The 21,966-nt window shown below is 63.2% G+C and carries 20 protein-coding genes; 10 read left to right on the forward strand and 10 right to left on the reverse strand.

All coding sequences use genetic code 11. The features are described 5' to 3' along the window. Nucleotides 1-19: 19 nt before the first annotated feature. The 3 genes from AC1RQ9_RS09130 to AC1RQ9_RS09140 form a co-directional block, all read right to left on the reverse strand. Complete coding sequence (locus AC1RQ9_RS09130; protein WP_485986580.1) at nucleotides 20-403, reverse strand: hypothetical protein; 384 nt, start codon at nucleotides 401-403, stop codon at nucleotides 20-22. A 134-nt stretch (nucleotides 404-537) separates the two neighbouring features. Further along, nucleotides 538-2,427, reverse strand: a complete 1,890-nt coding sequence (locus AC1RQ9_RS09135; protein ID WP_485986582.1) for a hypothetical protein — start codon at nucleotides 2,425-2,427, stop codon at nucleotides 538-540. Nucleotides 2,428-2,436: 9 nt separating this feature from the next. Beyond that, nucleotides 2,437-3,420: a mitochondrial fission ELM1 family protein gene (locus tag AC1RQ9_RS09140; protein WP_485986583.1), complete on the reverse strand. Its 984-nt coding sequence runs from the start codon at nucleotides 3,418-3,420 to the stop codon at nucleotides 2,437-2,439. 111 nt (nucleotides 3,421-3,531) lie between these two features. Between AC1RQ9_RS09140 and AC1RQ9_RS09145 the strand changes: the two genes are divergently transcribed. Continuing rightward, nucleotides 3,532-4,635 carry a DEAD/DEAH box helicase gene (locus AC1RQ9_RS09145; RefSeq protein ID WP_193732090.1) on the forward strand — a complete coding sequence of 368 codons (1,104 nt, stop codon included), beginning with the start codon at nucleotides 3,532-3,534 and terminating at the stop codon, nucleotides 4,633-4,635. Between the two features lie 160 nt (nucleotides 4,636-4,795). Further along, a complete protein-coding gene (locus tag AC1RQ9_RS09150) occupies nucleotides 4,796-5,833 on the forward strand; it encodes a M14 family metallopeptidase (protein WP_193732084.1) in 1,038 nt (345 codons plus the stop codon). Between the two features lie 25 nt (nucleotides 5,834-5,858). Here AC1RQ9_RS09150 and glyA read toward each other — a convergent pair whose 3' ends face one another. Then, on the reverse strand, nucleotides 5,859-7,148 hold the full coding sequence (gene glyA, locus AC1RQ9_RS09155; RefSeq protein ID WP_485986604.1) for a serine hydroxymethyltransferase: 1,290 nt from the start codon (nucleotides 7,146-7,148) through the stop codon (nucleotides 5,859-5,861). A gap of 201 nt (nucleotides 7,149-7,349) precedes the next feature. On the opposite strand from glyA, the gene AC1RQ9_RS09160 reads away from it, so the two are divergent. The 3 genes from AC1RQ9_RS09160 (at nucleotide 7,350) to AC1RQ9_RS09170 (ending at nucleotide 10,818) form a co-directional block, all read left to right on the forward strand. Then, nucleotides 7,350-8,819, forward strand: a complete 1,470-nt coding sequence (locus AC1RQ9_RS09160) for an amino acid permease (protein WP_485986584.1) — start codon at nucleotides 7,350-7,352, stop codon at nucleotides 8,817-8,819. A gap of 85 nt (nucleotides 8,820-8,904) precedes the next feature. Further along, nucleotides 8,905-9,897 carry a porphobilinogen synthase gene (hemB, locus tag AC1RQ9_RS09165; protein WP_193732093.1) on the forward strand — a complete coding sequence of 331 codons (993 nt, stop codon included), beginning with the start codon at nucleotides 8,905-8,907 and terminating at the stop codon, nucleotides 9,895-9,897. A 138-nt stretch (nucleotides 9,898-10,035) separates the two neighbouring features. Next, the gene (locus tag AC1RQ9_RS09170; RefSeq protein WP_485986585.1) at nucleotides 10,036-10,818 is read left to right on the forward strand and encodes an arginyltransferase; all 783 of its coding nucleotides are present in this window, start codon (nucleotides 10,036-10,038) and stop codon (nucleotides 10,816-10,818) included. Between the two features lie 7 nt (nucleotides 10,819-10,825). Here AC1RQ9_RS09170 and parC read toward each other — a convergent pair whose 3' ends face one another. The 4 genes from parC to rpsB form a co-directional block, all read right to left on the reverse strand. Continuing rightward, a complete protein-coding gene (gene parC / locus AC1RQ9_RS09175; protein WP_485986587.1) occupies nucleotides 10,826-13,042 on the reverse strand; it encodes a DNA topoisomerase IV subunit A in 2,217 nt (738 codons plus the stop codon). 61 nt (nucleotides 13,043-13,103) lie between these two features. Further along, nucleotides 13,104-13,895 (reverse strand): DNA repair protein RecO, encoded by a 792-nt coding sequence (gene recO / locus AC1RQ9_RS09180; RefSeq protein ID WP_485986589.1) that lies wholly within the window; start codon nucleotides 13,893-13,895, stop codon nucleotides 13,104-13,106. A 49-nt stretch (nucleotides 13,896-13,944) separates the two neighbouring features. Beyond that, nucleotides 13,945-14,850: a translation elongation factor Ts gene (gene tsf, locus AC1RQ9_RS09185; RefSeq protein ID WP_485986591.1), complete on the reverse strand. Its 906-nt coding sequence runs from the start codon at nucleotides 14,848-14,850 to the stop codon at nucleotides 13,945-13,947. Nucleotides 14,851-14,959: 109 nt separating this feature from the next. Further along, entirely contained in the window at nucleotides 14,960-15,745 is a 786-nt protein-coding gene (rpsB, locus tag AC1RQ9_RS09190; RefSeq protein ID WP_039734321.1) for a 30S ribosomal protein S2, read from the reverse strand. A 274-nt stretch (nucleotides 15,746-16,019) separates the two neighbouring features. On the opposite strand from rpsB, the gene AC1RQ9_RS09195 reads away from it, so the two are divergent. Then, a complete protein-coding gene (locus tag AC1RQ9_RS09195) occupies nucleotides 16,020-16,451 on the forward strand; it encodes an OsmC family protein (RefSeq protein ID WP_019084839.1) in 432 nt (143 codons plus the stop codon). 45 nt (nucleotides 16,452-16,496) lie between these two features. Here the strand turns inward: AC1RQ9_RS09195 and aroC are convergent, their stop codons facing one another. After that, entirely contained in the window at nucleotides 16,497-17,588 is a 1,092-nt protein-coding gene (gene aroC, locus AC1RQ9_RS09200) for a chorismate synthase (RefSeq protein ID WP_019084838.1), read from the reverse strand. 9 nt (nucleotides 17,589-17,597) lie between these two features. Continuing rightward, complete coding sequence (fabI, locus tag AC1RQ9_RS09205) at nucleotides 17,598-18,437, reverse strand: enoyl-ACP reductase FabI (protein WP_019084837.1); 840 nt, start codon at nucleotides 18,435-18,437, stop codon at nucleotides 17,598-17,600. Nucleotides 18,438-18,647: 210 nt separating this feature from the next. Here fabI and pdxH point away from each other — a divergent pair, with 210 nt between their 5' ends. The 4 genes from pdxH (at nucleotide 18,648) to cysD (ending at nucleotide 21,964) form a co-directional block, all read left to right on the forward strand. After that, nucleotides 18,648-19,253 (forward strand): pyridoxamine 5'-phosphate oxidase, encoded by a 606-nt coding sequence (pdxH, locus tag AC1RQ9_RS09210; protein WP_019084836.1) that lies wholly within the window; start codon nucleotides 18,648-18,650, stop codon nucleotides 19,251-19,253. Nucleotides 19,254-19,383: 130 nt separating this feature from the next. Beyond that, entirely contained in the window at nucleotides 19,384-20,229 is an 846-nt protein-coding gene (locus tag AC1RQ9_RS09215) for a universal stress protein (RefSeq protein WP_019084835.1), read from the forward strand. Between the two features lie 168 nt (nucleotides 20,230-20,397). Continuing rightward, nucleotides 20,398-21,090, forward strand: coding sequence for a phosphoadenylyl-sulfate reductase (locus tag AC1RQ9_RS09220; protein WP_193732102.1), 693 nt, complete (start codon nucleotides 20,398-20,400; stop codon nucleotides 21,088-21,090). Nucleotides 21,091-21,169: 79 nt separating this feature from the next. Then, the gene (gene cysD, locus AC1RQ9_RS09225; protein WP_485986595.1) at nucleotides 21,170-21,964 is read left to right on the forward strand and encodes a sulfate adenylyltransferase subunit CysD; all 795 of its coding nucleotides are present in this window, start codon (nucleotides 21,170-21,172) and stop codon (nucleotides 21,962-21,964) included. Nucleotides 21,965-21,966: the final 2 nt, after the last annotated feature.

The raw sequence follows: 21,966 nt of genomic DNA on the forward strand, positions 1-21,966 counted from the left end.
ATCTCCGCAGCACTTCCTGTCATGACGGCACTTCTTCCAGCGCATCGCGGCATTTGACATAGGACAGCTTGTCCTGAAACAGGAACAGCACATAATAATCCAGCGTACGCCGCCGCTTGCGGGTGGGGTTGGTATAGAACGGAAATACGTCAAACGGTCCGTCATAACCTTCGGGCAGCGGATCATGTTCGGTTATGCACCGCACCTGAAACAGTGGCGCATAGACGGTGGCGTCCGCATCCGTGCGTCGGACATGAAACAGGTTTTTCCGGAACTTGCGCAGCCGCTGTGGCAGGACGAATATCATGTTCTGCTCAAGGAAATTCTGCGGCGGGTTACGATCGCGCAGGTATTTCATGTCGGCAGGCATGTCACAGAAAAAATTGATGTCCTGTACGATCATGGTCCAGTCAGGTTCCCTTCCGGTCTGTCAGGCATGGTGGGCAGGTTGTACCGCTGCCCTGATCCGTGCACCGCGGCACATGCCAGCAGTCAGCCTGCATGGTCATATGGGAACAGCCGAGGCGGATGTCAGGGTCAGAACCCGAACATATGGTCGACTGCAAACCGTCCTTCCCCCTCCGCCATGCGGCCATGGTAGCCGAACAGACGGCAGGTGGTGTCACGGATGATGACATAGGCCCCTTCCCCCGCACGCGCCAGCGTGGGCAGGCCAAAGACACGGTGGGGCCAGATTTCCCGTGATCCGGACATGGGAATGGCGATCTTTTCATGCGCCAGCACCGTGCCATCCGCCGCGTGCAGGTACAGCGACGTATCCGAATACGCGCGCCATGTCGCCGAAACGGGATAGATAAGCCTGCAGAAACTGAATGGCTCCCGCCCCGCCGCCGTCAGGAACAGCCGCGTGCTCAGCCCCGGTGGGGCGCCAACATAGGACTGCGGCTCCCCCTTATAGGTCATGACCGTATTGAATATGTGCGACCCAAAACTGGTTTCGGATGTATGGCCGGTCTGCCTGTCCTCATAACGGATCAGGGCATGCAGCCAGCCATCCGCCTGCCCGCCGTCACGAAAGTCATACAGCAGTTCACCATGCCCCGTGCCGGTTGCAAACGCACTGACATCCAGCACCGCCGCATGGTCACGCGGCAGGCACCCCATGAAACGCGAGGGGCCAGCCGTCCCCTCCGCATCGAAACAGTCCACCCGGACCGGCAGGCTGGTCAGGCTTTCCGCCATGGGTGATGGCAGCAGCAGCGTACGGTAGCGCGCGGGATCGGGCACCGGGAACGGCAGCAGGTAGCCCCGCCCGAAAAAACGTGGATCCAGCCGGGCAATGCCCGGATCGGGCTGCAGGTCAGCACGCTGCACGTTCAGGTGGGCGATGCGTGTGCGGTTGTGCTGCGTGATTTCGTAACGGGAACGCACGACATGGCCACCGGCACGGAATTCGATCTGTTCCGGCCATGACAGGCCGGGCAGGACATCGCGCATATGCACGGCCATGGTCTGGTACGGGGCCAGTTCGGGCATGATGGGTATGTGTGTGTCCTGCCCCATCCGGTTCAGCGTCATGCTGCCCGACGGGATGGGCAGGGCATGGCTGTTCTGGACCCACAGCACCACGTCCTCGCCCTCCGCCGGGGCGGGCAGGTTGGCGTAGCGGTTGGCGGGCCAGGCATTGGCATCATGGGTGACCGACAGGCTGGCATTGCCGCCCTGCCCACGTGTCTCCAGCGCATATTTGACTACGTCATGACCGGCTATGCCCTGTGCATGGATGAACAGTTGCCCGGTAAATTCCGGCAGACCAAACCGGCTGCGGATCTCGGCACTGTCGATGATGATGGCCTGGCCATCGCCCGGCACGTCATATTCCCATGTCTGCAGCACGTGGCCGTCATGATCGAACAGCCGCAGCCATAGCCGCACGGCCCGCGCGCCGTAACGCGCCCAGTAATTGGCGGTGACCAGACGGGTGGACAGCGCCGCCGTGTCCCGGAAAAAGGCAAGGTTGGTGGCGAAGTTCAGCCGGTGCAGATAATCATGCGCGACCGAAAGCATGTGCCGGGGCAGCCGCACGGGTTCCAGCGTATGCAGCACGCCGCCCGCAGGCAGCAGGCCGGACAGGCGGCCCTGCATGATGGCATGGTTGAAATCCAGCGCCCACACGCGCCCTGCCCCGCCCTGCGCCAGATCCACCACCGGCTGCAGGGCCATGCCCGCACGCACCTGCCCCACCTTCAGCGAATCATGGGTGTATATGCCCGCAACCGTAATGGGCGCGGGCAACAGCGCCATGACGGTTTCCACCATGTCGTGGGGATCATAGATCGCAATCGGTCCCGCATTGCGCAGGTCATCGGCAAGGCTGGCAAGCTGTCCGGCAGCCAGCGGGTGGGTCAGGGCCTTGTAGGCCATGTTGCCGCCTGAACGCGGGTCAAAAGTCCGGATACCTAGCATGTGCCTGTTTTATTCCACTTCTGGCGCAAGCGGGAGGATTATTGTTGCAAGACCCAGATGATGCCGCACGGCCTCCGCCGCCATGACGGTATCATCAAGGGGCGTGACAGGCCATGTTTCCAGCCGCCCGGCAAAAGGCCGGATGCGCCCCGCCTGCATGAGGTCATGCAGGAAATGCCCGATCCGCCGTGACCGGCCCGGCAGGCTGGCGACCATGACGGGGGCGGTTGTCGCCACGGCTTCCGAAACCATGGAAACGCTGTCCATGGTCACGACAATCGCATCAGCACAGGCCAGCAGTCCCAGATACGGATTGGGACCGGTCTGGTCCCATACCCATGCATCCGGCCCGGCAAGGGCGCGCTGCAGTTCGGCGCATACTTCGGGGTCCGTCCGGCGCGATGGCGTCAGCGCAATGCCAACCCGGTCACGCCGCATCATGGCGGCCAACTGCGTGGCAAGGGTCGCGCCCTCCGCCCGGCCCAGACGGAAACGGCCATTCCCCCCACCAACCAGAACGGCAACCAGCGGGCGCGGCAGATGGGCCAGCAACGGCGTCCATTCCCGCCGCGCCTGATCCAGCAGCGCGGGCGTCACCCCATGCAGGGCCGTACGCGTCAGGACAACATTGGGACCGGAAATCCGGTCGTGGCGATTGGCGATGACCAGATCGAAACGTGTGGGCGACAGGCGTGGATTCTGTACCTGTATCACAGGCGCGCCATGCCTGCGCAGCGCCGCACCAACCGCCCCCCCGCTGCCACCGATGCTGATGACGGGATGATCACGGTAATCAGGACCCAGACCCAGCGGCATGACCGCACGCAGGGGTGCCGGCCACCATGCGGCGGGCACATGCCGCCATATCCCACGCGGCACCAGCGCATGCAGGTGGGGATCAAGCCCCGCGCGCCGCGCCAGCCCGAAGGTCTGTGAACGCATGCCGGCAAGGTCAGCCGCGATCACGGCGGCGGTCGGTTCATGTGATGCCATGCGCCCATGTGGCGGGACGGGAGCCGGGGCGTCAATGCCCTGCCCCTTTTGTCCATCGTCCAGCCGCGCTAAGTGGCTACAATGAGTGAGACAGAACCGACATTTGCCGGCATGGGGCTGGATGGCCGCGTGGTGGCCGCCCTGACACGCATGGGGCTGCACCAGCCTTCCCTGATCCAGCGCGAGGTCATCCCCCCGGTCATGGCCGGACGGGATGTGGAAGCCCGCGCGGGCACCGGCAGCGGCAAGACGGTGGCCTTTGCCGCCCCCATCCTGTCCACCCTCATGCAGCTTGATGATGCGGACAATACCCGCGTGCGCTGCCTGATCCTGTCCCCCACGCGCGAACTGGCGGGACAGACGGCGGGCGTGCTGCGTGGTCTTGCCCGTGGCAGCGGCCTGCGCATCGTGCAGGCCACCGGCGGCACGGCGCGGGCGGCACAGGCCAGGACGCTGGGCGAAGGGGTCGCGATCGTGGTCGGCACGCCGGGGCGGGTGATCGACCTGGTGCATGGGGGTGAACTGGACCTGTCTGCCGTAGGCCGGTTCGTGCTGGATGAAGCCGATCGCATGCTGGAGCCAGGATTTGCGGAAGAAATGCTCGCCCTTGCCACAGCCCTGCCCGCGCAACACCAGACATTGCTGTTTTCCGCCACCATTCCCCCGGCCATGGCCGAACTGGCCGCCCGCCTGCTGCACCGGCCATTGCGAATCAGCATGGAGATTGAGAACGCCCCCGCGCCGCGCATTGCGCAATATGCCATTTTCGTACCCATGCGCCACAAGGCGGAGGCGACACTGGCCTGCCTGAAGCAATATGGCATGCAGCGTGTCATGGTGTTTGTGCGCACACGTCAGGAAGCCGACACCATTGCACGCAGCATCAGCGCGCTGACACCCGCCATCGCGATCCATGGCGATCATTCACAGGCGCGGCGCGATCGGATGCTGCGCGATTTCCGTCAGGGGCGCGTGGGCGTGCTGGTGGCGACCGATGTCATGGCGCGGGGAATCGACATTGATGATATCGCCCTTGTCATCAACCACGATATCCCGGCCCAGCCCGAATCCTATGTCCACCGTATCGGGCGCACCGCGCGCGCGGGGCGGCGGGGCGTGGCCGTCGCCCTGTGCGCACCGGAGGAACGTCAGGCGCTCAAGGACATCGAACGCCTGACGGGACAACGCATCCGCATTGCCAGCCTGCCGGAATGACGGACCGGTTCATGCATTTGTCATGCGCCCTCCGCCCCCATGGTCTTGCCGTGGGGTGAAGGCTGGATAAACTGGATTTCATGATGAACACCGATGCCATGCGCTCACCTGTCCCGACGCATGACGGGACAGGTGCTGACAACGACCGGACCCGCCTGACATGACACATGGGCCGGAAGATACGCCACGCCTGCCTGTACGCGTGGCACGGCCCACTACGTTCCTTGAACGCCTGCCCCCACCCCCATCCAGCCTGCCACGGTGGAAAATCGGCATTACACCGCCCGACCTGTCACCATGGCTTGCGGGTAATTGCGGCATTCCCGGCGTCATGCATTACGAAGGCCGCAGGCCCGGTCCGCATATCGTCTGTGTCAGCCTGATCCATGGCAATGAATTCGCGGGCGCCATCGTGCTTGACCGCCTGCTGCGCCGTCGTATCCGCCCACGCGCGGGGCGGTTGTCACTGGTATTCGCCAACCCCGAGGCCATGCGCCTGTTCGACCCGCGCGACCCGGTGCGTGCGCGCTGCGTGGATGAGGACATGAACCGCGTCTGGCTGCCCGCCATGCTGGACGACCGGCGGTCATCACATGAACTGGACCGGGCACGGGTCCTGCTGCCGGTCATCCTGACGGCGGACAGGTTGCTGGACCTGCATTCCATGCTGTGGCCGGGTGATCCGCTGGTGCTGTCGGGTCTGTCGCCCACGGGGCGGGCCATGGCGCGGCGCATTCGCGGGGTGGATGTATGTGTGGCCGACCGGGGCCACCGCAGCGGGTGCAGGCTGATCGATCACCCACATTTCAGTAACGGCAGTGCCGCCGCCTGCCTGCTGGAAGCGGGCCAGCACTGGCACGAAGCGACTGTCACGCGATCCATGCAGGCGGTGCTGTCGCTGATCGGGCCATGCTGCGGCCTGCCCGCCGATGGTGGTACGTTACCGCAACGCGCAATGGTGGTGACGGATGTGATAACGGCGCGGACGGGGATGTTCCGTTTCGTCACCCCGTTCCACAGCGGGCATGTCGTGGCCGATGCCGGCACGATGGTGGCATATGACGGCGATGATGAAATCCGCACGCCCTACGGTCGGTGCATGCTGATCATGCCCAACCTGCGTCCCGCCCGTGGCCATACGGCCGTACGGTTTGCCCGTGTGGATACGGGCACGCGGCCACCCGCCCCGGATCAGTAACCGGGACAGATGGCCATCGTCATGCTCAGGCGTAGATGGGGAAGCGTGCACACAGTGCCTTGACACGTTCGTGCACGGCCTGCTCCGTCTTCGCGCAGCCTTCCTCACCGGGGGTCTTGGCAAGGGCGGTCAGCACTTCGTCGATCATCCGGCCGACTTCACGGAACTCTTTCTCGCCAAAGCCACGAGCCGTCGCCGCCGGGCTGCCCAGACGGATGCCTGAAGTCACGGCGGGCTTTTCGGGGTCGAACGGAATGGCGTTCTTGTTGGCGGTAATGCCCGCACGTTCCAGCGCACGTTCCGCCGCGCGTCCCGTAACACCCTTGGGCCGCAGGTCCACCAGCAGCAGATGGCAGTCCGTGCCACCGGTCACGATATCAAAGCCGCTCTGCACCAGCGTTTCCGCCAGCACGCGGGCATTGTTCGCCACCGCTTCCTGGTAGGTGCGGAAATCGGGGCGCAGCGCCTCGCCGAATGCTACGGCCTTGCCCGCGATCACATGCATGAGCGGACCGCCCTGCAGGCCGGGGAATACGGCGGAATTGATCTTTTTCGCCAGATCCGCGTCATTGGTCAGGATCAGCCCGCCACGCGGCCCGCGCAGGGTCTTGTGCGTGGTGGACGTGACGACATGCGCATGCGGCACCGGCGACGGATACAGGCCAGCGGCGACCAGCCCCGCGAAATGGGCCATGTCCACCATGAGATACGCGCCGACTTCATCCGCAATGGCGCGGAAGCGGGCGAAATCGATGATACGGGGATAGGCGGACCCACCGGCGACGATCAGCTTCGGCTTTTCGGCGCGGGCAAGGCGTTCCATTTCCTCATAATCCAGCAGGCCGTCTTCCTTGCGCACGCCATACTGGACCGCATTGAACCACTTGCCGGAATAATTCGGGGCGGCGCCATGGGTCAGGTGGCCACCGGCAGCCAGGCTCATGCCCATGACGGTATCGCCCGGCTTCACCATCGCCATGAAGGCGGCCTGGTTGGCGTTGGCGCCCGAATGGGGCTGCACGTTGGCGAATTCCGCGCCGAACATCGTCTTGACGCGTTCAATGGCCAGGGTCTCGACCTTGTCCACTTCCACGCAGCCGCCATAGTAACGGCGGCCGGGATAACCTTCGGCATATTTGTTGGTCAGAACGCTGCCCTGTGCGGCCATGACGGCGGCGGAGACCATGTTCTCGCTGGCAATCAGTTCAATCCCGTCGCGCTGACGCACCAGTTCCGCATCGATAATCGCGGCGACATCGGGGTCGGCTTCGGTCAGTGGGGCACGGAAAAACTGCTTGAGGTCAGTCTGGCTGATGGGGTCCGGCACCGTTATGTCTCTCCATTCATTGGATCACCTGTCATTTCCGGGTAGGCAAACGGACATGACACGTATGGGAACAGGCCTGCTATGTGCGCCATATCGTGGCGTCAAGACAACGCCAAAATGATGGAGACCGGCTGATTTGACCCCTGTTGCATTCCCTTCCCCCTTCCTCGCTACCCCATGCGTGGCAATATGAACACAGGCATCGCACGCGCCCTGCTGCGCCGCCTGCCCGTTGGCGCACCAGCGGATGACGCGGGGCTGAAACGCGTTCTGGGCGCCGGAAGCCTGGTGGCGCTGGGTGTCGGAGTCACGATCGGGGCGGGCCTGTTTTCACTGACCGGTGTTGCCGCGGGCAGCAATGCCGGGCCTGCGGTCCTGATATCCTTCGTTCTGGCGGCGGTGGCATGTGCCTTTGCCGGGCTGTGTTACGGGGAACTGGCGGGCATGATCCCGGCGGCGGGCAGCGCGTATGTCTATGCCTATGCCGCCCTGGGCGAACTGGCGGGCTGGATCATCGGCTGGGATCTTGTGCTGGAATATACGGTGGGGGCATCCGCCGTATCGGTCAGCTGGGCACGGTACATGCGCTCGCTGCTGGATGGATGGGGCATCCATCTTTCGCCACGGTTCACGGCCTCCCCGTTCGAGGTCGTGGGCATGGCCGGTGGCCAGCCCGTCCACGGCATTGCCAACGTGCCTGCCGTTTTCATCATCATGGTCCTGTCCGTGCTGCTCATGCGCGGGATTTCGGAATCCGCGCGACTGAACGCCATTGTCGTGGCGATCAAGCTTACGGTCATCGCCGCCGTGATCGGCTTCGGGCTGCCTTACATCAAGACTGCGAACTATATCCCCTTCATCCCGCCCAATACGGGGGAGTTCGGGCATTACGGCCTGTCGGGCATCCTGCGGGCGGCGGGCACGATCTTCTTTGCCTATCTGGGGTTTGACGCCGTCTCCACCGTGGCGCAGGAGACGCGCAATCCCGGGCGAGACATGCCCATTGGCCTGCTGGGCAGCCTTGCGATCTGCACGTTCGTCTATATCGCCTTTTCCTTCGTGCTGACAGGACTGGTGAATTACCGCGACATGATCGGGGATGCCGCCCCCGTGGCCACCGCCATTGACCACACGCCCTTTGGCTGGCTGCAGGCGGCGGTCAAGATCGGCGTCATATGCGGCTTCCTGTCGGTCATCCTTGTCCTGCTGCTGGGGCAGAGCCGGGTATTTTTCGCCATGGCGCGTGACGGGCTGCTGCCCCCCATGTTCGGGCGCACGCATGCGCGCCTGGGCACGCCGGTCGCGTGTCACCTGTTCTTCATGGGGGTAACGGGGGCGCTGGCCGCCTTCCTGCCGATCGAACAGCTGGCGCACATGACATCCATCGGCACGCTGCTGGCCTTTGTCATCGTCTGCGTGGGTGTTATCGTGCTGCGCGTGCGTGAACCCGACCGCCCGCGCGTATTCCGCGTGCCCGGTGGCAACATAATCCCGGTAGCGGGCATCATAAGCTGCGGGATCATGATGCTCTCGCTGGACGGGCTGACATGGCTGCGGCTGGTTGTCTGGCTGGCGATCGGGCTGGTTGTGTATGCACTGTATGGCATACGCCACAGCCGGCTGGGCGCGGTCATACCTGCCATGCGCGGGAAATCCTGAATGCACAGGCGGATTACCGGATCATAATTTGGCATGGAGCTGTGACAGGATCATAGTCGCCCCTTCCCTGATGGAGTTGGATTGGATGAATATCGGTCAGTTTCCCCAAACAAGGCTGCGCCGTAACCGGCACGACCGGTTCACACGGCGGCTGGTGTCTGAAAACACGCTATCGACCGATAACCTGATCTGGCCGATCTTCGTGACCGAGGGCACGGGTTCGGTTACCGATGTCTCCTCCATGCCCGGCGTGCAGCGCGTCAGCCTTGACCGGCTGGCGGCCCATGTGGAACCGGCGGCGAAGCTGGACATCCCCGCCCTGGCGCTGTTTCCCATCACGCCCGCCAGCCTGCGTGACGAAGCGGGCACGGAAGCGGGCAACCCCGACAACCTCATGTGCCGGGCCGCGCGCCTGCTGAAGAAGGAATTCCCTGAAATCGGCCTGATCGGCGACGTGGCGCTGGATCCCTACACCAGCCATGGCCATGACGGGCTGATCGAAGATGGCTACGTGGTCAACGACCCGTCGGTCGAAATCCTGGTGAAACAGGCCGTCAACCAGGCCGCCGCCGGGATCGACATCATCGCGCCGTCCGACATGATGGACGGGCGCATCGGGTCCATCCGCACGGCGCTGGATGTAGCCGGGCTGGTCAACACCCGCATCATGTCCTACGCCGCCAAATACGCCAGTGCTTTCTATGGCCCGTTCCGTGATGCGCTGGGTTCGGGCGGCCTGCTGAAGGGTGACAAGAAGACATACCAGATGGACCCCGCCAACACGGATGAGGCCCTGCGTGAAGTTGCCCTGGACCTGAGCGAAGGCGCGGACATGGTCATGGTCAAGCCGGGGATGCCGTATCTGGATGTCATCCAGCGCGTGCGGCAGGAATTCGCGGTGCCGACCTTCGCCTATCAGGTATCGGGCGAATATGCGATGCTGATGGCCGCGATCCAGAATGGCTGGCTGGACCGTGACCGCGTGATCATGGAAAGCCTGATGGCCTTCCGCCGTGCGGGCGCCAATGGGGTGCTGACCTATTTCGCGCTGGACGCCGCCCGCCTGCTGCGCGCCTGAACACGACAAAACCACGCGTACGCAGCCGGATAGTTGATGCCTGCAACAGGAAGGATATGATAACCGTTAGGATCACGGGCAGTCTGTTTTTCCTGTTTGCGGGGCTGCCGTTTCCTGTTTCCCGGCTGGTGAGAGCGCATGACCTATACATCGCCACGGCATCCACAGCTGTTCTATACCACGGCGCCCATGCCCTGCCCCTATCTGGCGGGACGCATGGAACGCAAGGTCGTGACCGAAATTGGCGGTCCGGACGCCGTGCCGTTCCATAACCGCCTGTCACGCGCCGGTTTCCGCCGCAGCCACACCATTGCCTATGCCCCCGTCTGCGCGGGCTGCACGGCGTGTACGCCCATACGCGTGCCCGTGGCGCGCTTTGCCCCCAGCCGCACGCAGCAGCGCGCCCTGCGCCGCAATGCCGGACTGCGCGCGCAACGCATCCCCACCGCCGCAACACCCGAACAGTTCAGCCTGTTCAGCGCATACCAGTCCACCCGCCATGAAGGCGGTGACATGGCATCCATGACCTTTCCCGATTACCGGGCCATGGTCGAGGATACGCCGATCGAGACCTTCATGATCGAATTCCGCGATACCGACGGCAGGCTGGCCTGTGTGGCGCTGGTGGACCAGCTGGATGACGGGCTTTCCGCAGTCTATGATTTCTATGATCCCGCGCTGCAGCAGCGTTCACTGGGCACGTTCGCGGTCATGCACCTGATCGAATACACCCGCACGCTTGGCCTGCCCCACCTGTATCTGGGCTACTGGATCAGCGAGAGCCGGAAAATGGCCTACAAGGCCCGTTTCCGCCCGGCCCAGATCATGACGCGTGGCGTATGGCATGATCTGGACCTGACGCAGTACCAGGCAAATGAAAGCGCCTTCCTGCCGGACGGACTGTTCCGCCCGGCGGACTGATGCCCGATCAGGCGCGTGGCTTGCGCGTGGCCCAGGCGGGGGCCGTCCTGCCCACATCAGCCCGCTTGCCCAGATAATCCTTCAGGTCCGCAAAGGAACGGGTGCGGGCGGGATCGGGCCATGTCACACCGGCATCCGCCGCGAACACGACAGCGTCACGCAGGCCACCATCCTTGTATTTCTGCAGGATTACGCCAAGGCCGCGCGTCATTTCCGGCAACTGGTCCAGCGGGAAGACCAGCATGCGCCGGTTCTGCCCGAGTACCAGAACATGGTCGCCAATGGCGGGCGCGCAGACCAGCGCACTTTCCCTGTCCTTCAGGTTCAGCACCTGCTTGCCGGTGCGCTTTTCCGCCGTCATGGCCGATTCCGCCACGATCATGCCACGCCCGGTGCTGGAAGCCAGCAGGCGCTTGCGCGTATCCTCGACCGGGAACATCGTGATGATGTCCTCGTCATTGGACAGGTCGATAATCAGCCGCAATGGCTGGCCATCGCCACGTCCGCGCGGCAGGTCAGCCACACGCAGCGTAAAGGCACGCCCGTCGGTCGCGAAAACGCACAGCCGGTCGTTGCTGTAACATTCGACCGCCATGCCCAGGCCGTCGCCTTCCTTGAATTTCAGGGCTTCGGGGTCCTGCCCATGGCCCCGAACGGTACGGATCCACCCCTTCTGTGACAGGATGACCGTCACCGGGTCGCGCTCGACCGGCAGGGCGGCTTCGACATCAATTTCAACCGGTGCATCAGCCAGCAGGCTGCGCCGCTTGCCCAGCGCACCGCCGCCAAAGGTTTTCTGGATGTCCCTGATTTCGGATGCGATGCGCTTCCACCGCAATCCTTCCTGATCCAGCAGGTCGTGCAGGGACTGCTTTTCCGCGCTCAGCTTCGCATGCTCGTCGCGGATTTCCATTTCCTCCAGCCGCCGCAGGCTGCGCAGGCGCATGTTCAGGACCGATTCCGCCTGCAGTTCCGTGAGATCGAAGGTCGCGATCAGGGCGGCCTTCGCATCGTCCTCCTCACGGACAATGCGGATCACCTCATCAAGATTGAGATAGACCGCAAGGAATCCATCAAGGATTTCCAGACGCCGGTCAACCGCCGCCAGCCGGTTGGCGCTGCGACGCTGCAATACGTCATGACGGTGGTCCAGCCATGCCTGCAGCACATCCTTCAGGCTGCGCACGCCGGGCACCTGATCGGCGCCCAGCACGTTCATGTTCAGGCCAAAGCGACTTTCCAGCTGCGTTGCGCGGAACAGGGTTTCCATCAGCACCGCAGGTTCGATCCCGCGCGACTTGGGTTCCAGCACCAGCCGGATGTCGGTCGTGCTTTCATCGCGGATATCGGCCAGAAGGGGCAGCTTCTTCTGTTCCATCAGGTCCGCGACCTGTTCGATCAGGCGCGATTTCTGCACCTGATACGGGATTTCGGTCACCACGATCTGCCATGTGCCGAAACGCCCCTGCTCCACATCCCATTTCGAACGGATGCGGAAGGAACCGCGTCCGGTTTCATACGCACGGGCTATGGCGTCGCTGTCCTCCACAATGCTACCGCCGGTGGGGAAATCCGGACCGGGTATATGTTTCAGCAGTTCCGCCGTGGTCATGGCGGGTTTGCGGATCAGGGCAAGGGCCGCGGCACAGATCTCACCCACGTTATGCGGCGGGATGGAGGTCGCCATGCCCACCGCGATCCCTGCCGCCCCGTTGGCCAGCAGGTTGGGAAAGGCTGCGGGCAGGACAACGGGTTCCTGTTCCTCACCATCATAGGTCGGGCGGAAGTCAACGCAGTCCTCGCCAATGCCCTCCAGCAGGGCCTTGGCCACTTCGGTCAGGCGGGATTCCGTGTATCGCATGGCGGCAGCGTTATCACCGTCGATCGAGCCGAAATTGCCCTGCCCTTCCACCAGCGGGTAACGGACGGCAAAATCCTGCGCCAGCCGCACCAGCGCCTCATAGACCGAGGCATCGCCATGCGGATGGTATTTACCGATCACGTCGCCCACCACGCGGGCACATTTCTTGAACCCGGCCGACGGGTCCAGCTTGAGCTGCTGCATCGCATAGATCATGCGACGATGCACCGGCTTCAGCCCGTCGCGCACATCAGGCAGCGAGCGCGACATGATCGTTGACATGGCATAGGCCAGGTACCGTTCGCTCAGCGCATCGGCCAGCTTGGTATCTTCAATATGACCGGCTGTTGTATCCACAGGCATGCAATCTTCCTCCCGCAGGTGAACAGATAGCGAAACTTTACGCTTTGTCCAATGGTAGTAATCAGTCAGCAGCGGCCGCCGCCCCGTCGGGCGGTGCATCCGGCGGGGGAATGTCCGCTTCGCGCGCCATCATATCCAGCAGCCTGCACCGGGCTTCGGGCACCGGACGGTGCCGCTGGCCAAAAGCGTCGCGTTGCAGGAAATGCCCGGTCAGGCGCAGCCCGTCATACCAGTCCACCGGGGTGCCGACCTGATCGGGGTGCAGCACGAAACCGGGCAGTGGCAGCAGGCGGCTGCGCCATTCGCCCGCGCGTTCATCCGATACCGCCCGCCCTGTGCGCGGCGATACCCATCGCAGATCGTCTGAACTGCCACCAAGGGCGCAGTGCGTCAGGTCCAGCCCGAAACCCAGTTCGGACAGCAAAAGCAGTTCCCACCGCACGATTTCAGGCATGGCTTCCGCTACCGCCCATTGCGGGTCAAGGCTGATCCGCGCCAGCAGGCTGGCCAGTCCGTGAAATATGGCGGGATGGGGTTCGCGTTCCGGCAGGCAGCCATCAGCCAGCGCGCATAACGACGCCAGCATGGCCAGTGGCAGCGGCGCGTCCAGTATGCGGGCCGCGGAGGCATGGACCGTTTCCGCCGTGATATTGCCCAGCTGTTCAGGCAGCCGGGCGGTCCAGCGCGCGCGGACAAGGTTACCAGTCTGCCAGACCGCCCGGCCCCGGCTGGATGAACCCCCACGGGCCAGTCCATGATACAGCCCGTATTCGCCCGTCAGGACATGCGCAATTGCGCTGCCTTCCCCATACGGGGTGGCGGAAAGCACAAGGGCGGGTGCCTCCCATTCCATCAGGAAGCACCCGCCCTTGCGCAAAGAAAACCGGAAACCGGCAACGTGATCAGTTGCCAGCAGCCTTTGCCACTTCGGCGGCAAAGTCGTTTTCTTCCTTCTCGATGCCTTCACCCAGCTGGAAGCGGTCGAAACCGGTCAGCTTGGCGCCTGCCTTTTCCACGATCTTGCGCACGCGGCTTTCGCCATCATGCACCCAGACCTGTTCCAGCAGCACAACTTCTTCATAGAACTTGCGGATACGGCCATCGACCATCTTTTCAATGATCGCGTCGGGTTTGCCCGAAGCCTTGGCCTGTTCCACCAGCACCGCGCGCTCACGCTCAAGCGCCTGCGGGTCAACGCTGTCCACATCCAGTGCTGCCGGACGGGTCGCGGCAACATGCATGCCGATGCGACGGCCAAGGTCTTCCATCGCTTCGCTGGCGGTCGGTGCCTCAACGGCAGCCAGCACGCCAATCTTGCCCAGGCCGGGGCTTACAGCGGAATGCACGTAGGTCGCAACCACGCCCGACGGCACGCTCAGCACGCGCGCGCGGCGGATGGACATGTTCTCACCAATGGTGGCGATCAGGTGCGTCAGTTCATCGGCAACGTTGCGGCCGCTTTTCAGCACGGCGGTCTTCAGCTTTTCCAGATCGTCGCCAACGCTCAGCGCGGCATGGGCCACTTCGGAGACGAAGTTCTGGAAATGCTCGTTGCGGGCGACGAAGTCGGTTTCGGCATTGATCTCGACCATGGCAGCCTTGAGATCGGTCTGCGCCACGGCAACCAGGCCTTCGGCCGTAACGCGGCCGGACTTCTTGGCGGCGGCCGACAGGCCCTTCTTGCGCAGCCAGTCGATTGCGCCTTCGATATCGCCTTCGGCTTCGTTAAGGGCCTTCTTGCAATCCATCATGCCCGCGCCGGTCTTCTCACGAAGTTCCTTGACGAGGGCTGCGGTAATCTGCGCCATTATCCTGATACTCCTCACGACAGGCGCACGCCCCGCATCGCTGCAGGGCGTGTCCTTGCTGTGTCAGTTACGCCGGGCGGCCTGTTTCAGCCTGCCCCGGCGTCCATTTTCATTCCGCGCTTGCGGCGGCTTCCGTCACGGCCGTTTCCACGGCGGGGTCAACCGGCAGTTCCTCGGACGCACCGAAGTCTTCACCCGATGCACCCAGCTCGGCGGAGATACCGTCGAGGACAGCGGACGACACCAGTTCGCAATACAGGGCAATGGCGCGGATGGCGTCATCGTTGCCCGGGATCGGATAGGTCACGCCACGCGGGTCGGAGTTGCTGTCCAGCACGGCCACAACCGGGATACCCAGCTTGTTGGCTTCTTCAACCGCCAGCTTTTCCTTGTTCGTGTCGATCACGAACAGGATGTCCGGCAGACCGCCCATTTCCTTGATACCGCCGAGCGAACGCTCCAGCTTCTCACGGTCGCGGGTGATGTCCAGGACTTCTTTCTTGGTCAGGCCCTGGGTGCCGTTTTCCAGCATGTCGTCAATGCCGCGCAGGCGCTTGATCGAACCGGTGATGGTCTTCCAGTTCGTCAGCATGCCGCCCAGCCAGCGGTGGTTGACGTAATACTGGCCGCAACGCTTGGCCGCTTCGGCCACCTGGTCGGCTGCTGCACGCTTGGTGCCGACAAACAGCACGCGGCCGCCACCGGCAACGGTGTCACGGATCGCCTTGAGCGCACGGTCCAGCATGGGAACGGTCTGCTGCAGGTCGATGATGTGGACCTGGTTGCGCACACCGAACAGGTATGGCGCCATGCGCGGGTTCCAGCGGCGGGTGTGGTGACCGAAGTGCACGCCGGCTTCAAGCAGCTGGCGCATTGTGAATTCAGGCATCGCCATGTCGGCTAAATCCTTGTGTCTGGTTTATCCTCCGTGAAGCACGCCCTGTTTTTCAAGGACACCAGAGGTCTTGGCTTCACGTGCGAATTGGCCCCGACGTGGGACCGTGGCGGGATATGGCTGTTTTTGGCGCATATTGCAAGGGCGCTGTTGGCCCCGGCCGCATCGTGATGCAACTTTTCGCAAGCGGGATGGTTGCCCCGTGCAAGGGATGCCTGTCATCCGGACGGGCGTCACGCCCGTATTGCAACATGAAACAGGGGATCAAAGCGTAATGGCGATCACGAAATTTGCGACGGCACACTGGTCAGGCGGACTGAAGGACGGCAAGGGAGAAATCTCGACCCAGAGCGGTTCGCTCAAGAACCAGCCCTATGGTTTCAATACCCGTTTCGAGGACAAGCCCGGCACCAACCCCGAGGAACTGCTGGGCGCAGCCCACGCCGCATGCTTCGCCATGGCGCTGTCGGGTATCCTTGGCGGCGCGGGACTTACGCCAAAAACACTGGACGCGAAATCCGAAATCGTACTGGACAAGCAGGGGGAAGGCTTTGCCATCACCCATGCGAAACTGACGCTGGAAGCCGAAATTCCCGGCGCCACCGAAGCACAGTTCAAGGAACTGGCGGAAAAGGCGAAAGCAGGCTGCCCCGTCTCGAAACTGTTTGACGCGACAATCACGCTGGACGCGAAGCTGAAAGGCTGATCCAGCAGGCGGCGCGGAACGAACCGGGGTTCCGCGCCAGATTTTTTACAGGATAACCGGATCCTGATTGCCCACCTGCCCCCGGTGGCGCAGCAGGTGATCGGCCAGAACGCAGGCCATCATCGCTTCACCCACCGGCACGGCACGAATGCCGACACAGGGGTCATGCCGCCCCCTGGTCATGACATCCACGTTCTCGCCCTCACGCGTGACGGAGGGCACGGGCGTGAGGATCGAACTGGTCGGCTTGACTGCGAAGCGCGCCACGACCGGCTGACCGGTGGAAATGCCCCCCAGCACGCCACCGGCATGGTTGGACGCGAACCGGACCTGGCCATTTTCCATGCGCATCGGGTCCGCGTTTTCTTCCCCCGTCAGGCAGGCGGAAGCAAACCCTTCCCCGATCTCGACACCCTTGACGGCGTTGATGCTCATCAATGCCATGGCGAGGTCGGAATCCAGCTTGCCATAGATCGGCGCGCCCAGTCCGGACGGTATGCCCTGGGCCACGACCTCGATCACCGCACCGATGGATGATCCCTTCTTGCGGATATCAGACAGGTATTCTTCCCACACCGGCAGGATCGTCGCATCCGGGCAGAACAGCGGATTGTCATTCACAATTTCCCAGTCCATCCGCGCACGGTCGACCGCATGTGGCCCGACCTGCACCAGCGCGCCACGGATGCTGACCATATCCCCCAGCACCTTGCGCGCCACGGCCCCCGCCGCGACCCGCATGGCCGTTTCCCGGGCCGAGGAACGGCCGCCACCCCGATAGTCACGGATGCCGTATTTCATGTCATAGGCGACATCGGCATGACCGGGACGGTAACGGGTTGCGATATCGCCATAATCACGTGAACGCTGGTCGGTATTGCGGATGACCAGCGAGATCGGGGTGCCGGTTGTCCTGCCCTCGAACACGCCGGACAGGATCTCGACCTGATCGGCTTCCTGCCGCTGGGTGGTGAATTTCGACTGACCGGGCCTGCGGCGGTCCAGCCAGGGCTGGATATCCGCCACATCCAGCGGGACACGCGGCGGGCAGCCGTCAATCACGCAGCCGATGGCCGGGCCATGGCTTTCACCCCATGTGGTGACACGGAACAGGTGGCCGAAGGTATTGTACGACATGGGGTGCGATCAGTTGCCCGCGACCGTGATGTCCGGCGCGGTGGGGTTTTTCATGCCGACAATATGGTAGCCGGAATCAACATGGTGGATTTCACCCGTAACGCCACCCGACAGGTCGGACAGCATGTACAGGCCCGCACCCCCCACTTCTTCCAGCGACACATTGCGTTCCAGCGGGGAGTTGTACTGGTTCCACTTGAGGATATAGCGGAAATCGCCAATGCCATTGGCAGCCAGCGTCATGACCGGTCCCGCGGAAATGCCATTGACGCGGATGCCATCACCACCAAGGTCAACCGCCATGTAGCGTACCGATGCCTCCAGCGCCGCCTTGGCCACACCCATCACATTGTAATGCGGCATGACACGCTCGGCCCCCAGATAGGTCAGCGTCAGCAACGACCCGCCGGGGTTCATGATTGCAGCCGCGCGCCGGGCGACAGCAGTGAAGGAATAGCACGAAATGTCCATCGCCTTGAGGAAGGCGTCACGGGGGGTGTCGACATATCGCCCGCGCAGGAACTGCTTGTCCGCCCAGCCGATGGCATGGACAAGAAAGTCGATCTTGCCCCATTCCTTCTCGATCGCGGCAAATGTCTCGTCCATGGCGGCGTCATCGGTCACGTCGCACGGCAGCACCAGCGTCGATCCAACGGTTTCAGCCAGCGGACGCACGCGCTTGCCCAGCGCCTCGCCCTGATAGGTAAAGGCAAGTTCGCCCCCCTGCTCGGCCACGGCGCGCGCGATGCCCCATGCGATGGAGCGGTCATTCGCAACACCCATGACAAGGCCCCGCTTGCCTTTCATCAATGAACCCTTGATGGCGATTTTGGGCGCGCCGTCTGACATGCTGGTATCCTTAATGGTAAATGACGGATGAAATTTCGGCCTCGTGGTTGCACAAGCTGCCGTTTTGGACAAGATGCCGATTGCGCTAATTGTAGCCAATAATTGTCACATGGTAACTTACCTTATGTTTCCATATGTTTCGTATCCCTGCGCCGCCCACATCCGGCACAGGCGGGTACAAGGCATTCAGCGTTACGGAACCCCGACCCCATGACCCTTCCCCTGATCGACCTTGCCGCTGACCCGTTCGACCTGTTTGACGCGTGGATGCGTGACGCGACAGCGCACGAACCCAACGACCCGAACGCCATGGCGCTGGCTACGGCCACGGCTGACGGACGGCCTTCGGTGCGGATGATCCTGCTCAAGGGCGCGGACCGGCGGGGATTTGTGTTCTACACCAACCTCAACAGCCGCAAGGCGGCCGAACTGAAGGCCAACCCGCACGCCGCCCTGCTGTTCCACTGGAAAAGCATCCGCCGCCAGATCCGTATCGAGGGCGCGGTGGAACCCGTGACCGCGGCCGAGGCCGACGCCTATTTCGCCAGCCGCAGCCGGGTGTCGCGTCTGGGCGCGATTGCGTCCAACCAGTCCCATCCCCTGCCCGACCGCGCCGTGTTCGAGAATGCGGTGGCAGACCTTGAAGCCCGCTACCCTGATCCCGACGCCGTCATTCCCCGCCCCGCCAACTGGAGCGGCTTTCGCGTCGTGCCGCAGCATTTCGAATTCTGGCAGGACCGTCCCTATCGCCTGCATGACCGCGCCGTATGGGACCGGACAGCCGATGGCTGGACGACGGAACGCCTTTATCCCTGAACTTAACGCCCCCTGATCCGTTTTCATTCATCAAGGGGCGTGTCGCACCCGCCAGACGGACCGCACGCCCCATGAACGGATCAGGAGGCGGCGCATGTGCATACGCAGGATACTGTTGCCACTGGCGGGGATGAGCCACGCGGAAAGCGCGCTGGACGTGGGTGGCGCGATTGCCCGCATGTTTGATGCCCATCTGGCCGTACTGCATGTGGGCACCGACATGCAGGAAGTCGGCCCATTGGTGGGCGAAGGCCTGTCGGGCGCGATGGTGCAGGACATGATCGCGTCCGCGCTGAAGGAGAGTGCCGCGCGCCTCAACGGCGTGCGTGGCCTGTTTGACGCATTCGTCACCCGCGAACAGATCCCGGTCGTGGCGGTGGACTCCCCCCTTTCGCCAGTGGGCATGTCCGGCCTGTCCGCAAGTTTCATCGCCCATAGCGGCCATACCCGCAGTGTCGTGTCCTTTCAGGCGCGCCTGTCCGATATCGTGGTCCTGCGCCAGCCCAATCCGGAGGGGGATGTCTCCTCATCCGACACGCTGCACGCCATCCTGTTCGAAAGCGGGCGCGGGGTGATCATCGTGCCGCCCGTGGCGCCACCGACCATCGGCAGGCGCATCTGCATCGGCTGGAATGGCACGTCGGAAGCCGCATCCGCCATCCATCACGCCCTGCCGCTGCTCAAACGGGCGGAAGCGGTGCATATCCTGCACAGCCCCGCCTATCAGCGCCCCGGTCCCGAAGCACGGCATGTACGGTCATTTCTGTCATTGCATGGCATCATGGCCAATATTCACGAATTCGGTAGTGATTCCCGCCCGGTGGGTGAAGACATGCTGGACATGGCCCATACGCTGGGTGCGGACATGATGGTCATGGGGGCGTATTCCCATTCCCGCCTGCGTCAGATGATTCTGGGTGGCGTCACCCGCCATATGCTGGAAAACAGCGATATTATCGTTATCATGAGCCGCTGAGGAACGGATCGGCCACCATATCCCGCAACATTTGTATCCCCGTCGTGAAATATGCGTATTATTATGTGTAAATGCCGGACCATGCCTTGATTTTACAAACCGCGGGGATTAGGTGTGGCGGGGAAAAGAACGCCATAGCCTAGTGTAAAATCCGGTCTGGGGGAGATTATGCGCATTAATGCGGACATTATGGCAGAACTGAAGCAGGCGGGGGAAAATGCCTCCGACGTGCTTCGTGTTGCCCTGACGCGGCTGCGCGGACGTATTGCGCTTGTTTCATCCTTCGGGGCCGAATCAGCCGTCATGCTGGCGCTGGCGGCCGAAATCGATCCCGCCGTGCCGGTCCTGTTCCTTGAAACGGGCCAGCATTTTCCCGAAACGCTGGCTTACCGGCAGGAACTGGCCCGCGTGCTGGGCCTGCGCGACGTGCGTGACCTGCACCCCGCCCCCCGACAGATCGAACGCCGCGACCCCGAAGGCCAGCTATGGGCCTTCGACCCTGATGCCTGCTGTGCATTGCGCAAGGTCGAACCGCTGGATGAGGCCATGATCCCCTTTGATGCGTGGATCACGGGCCGCAAGCGCACCCAGGCCGCGACCCGGCAGGGCCTGCCGGTGGTGGAGGACGCGCCCGGCGGCAAGATCAAGATCAACCCGCTGATCAGCTGGACCCCGCGCGAACTTGATGCCGAAATGACGCGCCGCAACCTGCCGCGCCATCCGCTGACGCTGCGGGGCTATCCCTCGATCGGATGCGCGCCATGCACACGGCCCGTGGCCGAAGGCGAGGACCCGCGTCAGGGCCGTTGGGCCGGGCAGAACAAGACGGAATGTGGTATCCATGTCCGCAAGGCATCCTGAAACGGACGCCACCGCACCGGCCGGGCTGAGGCCGCCAGTTTTCCCTGTTTCTTTCCTGTTACGGAAGGTCTGTAATTCCATGGACGATCTCGACCAACTAGAGGCCCAGAGCATCTTCATCCTGCGCGAAGCCTACCGGAAGCTGAAGCCGCTGGCGATGCTGTGGTCGCTGGGCAAGGATTCCAACGTCATGCTGTGGCTGGCGCGCAAGGCATTCCTTGGCAACGTGCCGTTCCCGGTCATGCATGTCGATACCGGCAAGAAATTCCCGGAAATGTATAAGTTCCGCGATGAATATACCAAGAAGTGGAACCTGGAACTGCTGCTGGGCGACTGCCCGCCGGTGGAAGACATCGACCCCACCCTGCCACCCGCCGCACGTTCTGCTGCGCGCAAGACCGCGGGCCTTGCCGCGATGATCGACAAGTACAAGCTGGCGGGCGTGATCGCGGGCATCCGCCGTGATGAACAGGCCACCCGTGCCAAGGAACGTGTGTTCAGCCCCCGTGGCGCAGGCCACAAGTGGGACGTGCGCAACCAGCCGCCCGAATTCTGGGACCAGTACGCCACCCCGCACGAACCCGGCATGCATGTGCGCGTCCACCCCCTGCTGTCATGGCGTGAAATTGACATCTGGCGTTATATCGAGCGCGAGGACATCCCGCTGGTTGACCTGTATTTCGCAAAAAACGGCAAGCGCTACCGCTCGCTGGGGGACCAGGATATCACCAGCCCGGTGGAAAGCAACGCGACCACCGTGGCCGAAGTGATTGCGGAACTGGAAACGTCGCGCACATCCGAACGCGCGGGACGTGCCATGGATCATGAGTCCGAGGACGCGTTCGAACGCCTGCGCGTGGCCGGCTACCTCTGATC

This window comes from Komagataeibacter ossonobensis (assembly GCF_057359305.1).

What these genes read in the sequence shown, in the direction of transcription:
- aroC (WP_019084838.1), bottom strand. Translation starts at nt 17,588, where the DNA reads ATGTCGTACAATACCTTCGGCCACCTGTTCCGTGTCACCACATGGGGT.
- AC1RQ9_RS09140 (WP_485986583.1), bottom strand. Translation starts at nt 3,420, where the DNA reads ATGGCATCACATGAACCGACCGCCGCCGTGATCGCGGCTGACCTTGCC.
- cysD (WP_485986595.1), top strand. Translation starts at nt 21,170, where the DNA reads ATGGACGATCTCGACCAACTAGAGGCCCAGAGCATCTTCATCCTGCGC.
- pdxH (WP_019084836.1), top strand. Translation starts at nt 18,648, where the DNA reads ATGACCCTTCCCCTGATCGACCTTGCCGCTGACCCGTTCGACCTGTTT.
- AC1RQ9_RS09220 (WP_193732102.1), top strand. Translation starts at nt 20,398, where the DNA reads ATGCGCATTAATGCGGACATTATGGCAGAACTGAAGCAGGCGGGGGAA.
- AC1RQ9_RS09130 (WP_485986580.1), bottom strand. Translation starts at nt 403, where the DNA reads ATGATCGTACAGGACATCAATTTTTTCTGTGACATGCCTGCCGACATG.
- hemB (WP_193732093.1), top strand. Translation starts at nt 8,905, where the DNA reads ATGAATATCGGTCAGTTTCCCCAAACAAGGCTGCGCCGTAACCGGCAC.
- parC (WP_485986587.1), bottom strand. Translation starts at nt 13,042, where the DNA reads ATGCCTGTGGATACAACAGCCGGTCATATTGAAGATACCAAGCTGGCC.
- AC1RQ9_RS09170 (WP_485986585.1), top strand. Translation starts at nt 10,036, where the DNA reads ATGACCTATACATCGCCACGGCATCCACAGCTGTTCTATACCACGGCG.
- rpsB (WP_039734321.1), bottom strand. Translation starts at nt 15,745, where the DNA reads ATGGCGATGCCTGAATTCACAATGCGCCAGCTGCTTGAAGCCGGCGTG.
- fabI (WP_019084837.1), bottom strand. Translation starts at nt 18,437, where the DNA reads ATGTCAGACGGCGCGCCCAAAATCGCCATCAAGGGTTCATTGATGAAA.
- AC1RQ9_RS09135 (WP_485986582.1), bottom strand. Translation starts at nt 2,427, where the DNA reads ATGCTAGGTATCCGGACTTTTGACCCGCGTTCAGGCGGCAACATGGCC.
- recO (WP_485986589.1), bottom strand. Translation starts at nt 13,895, where the DNA reads ATGGAATGGGAGGCACCCGCCCTTGTGCTTTCCGCCACCCCGTATGGG.
- tsf (WP_485986591.1), bottom strand. Translation starts at nt 14,850, where the DNA reads ATGGCGCAGATTACCGCAGCCCTCGTCAAGGAACTTCGTGAGAAGACC.
- AC1RQ9_RS09160 (WP_485986584.1), top strand. Translation starts at nt 7,350, where the DNA reads ATGAACACAGGCATCGCACGCGCCCTGCTGCGCCGCCTGCCCGTTGGC.
- AC1RQ9_RS09215 (WP_019084835.1), top strand. Translation starts at nt 19,384, where the DNA reads ATGAGCCACGCGGAAAGCGCGCTGGACGTGGGTGGCGCGATTGCCCGC.
- AC1RQ9_RS09150 (WP_193732084.1), top strand. Translation starts at nt 4,796, where the DNA reads ATGACACATGGGCCGGAAGATACGCCACGCCTGCCTGTACGCGTGGCA.
- AC1RQ9_RS09145 (WP_193732090.1), top strand. Translation starts at nt 3,532, where the DNA reads ATGGGGCTGGATGGCCGCGTGGTGGCCGCCCTGACACGCATGGGGCTG.
- AC1RQ9_RS09195 (WP_019084839.1), top strand. Translation starts at nt 16,020, where the DNA reads ATGGCGATCACGAAATTTGCGACGGCACACTGGTCAGGCGGACTGAAG.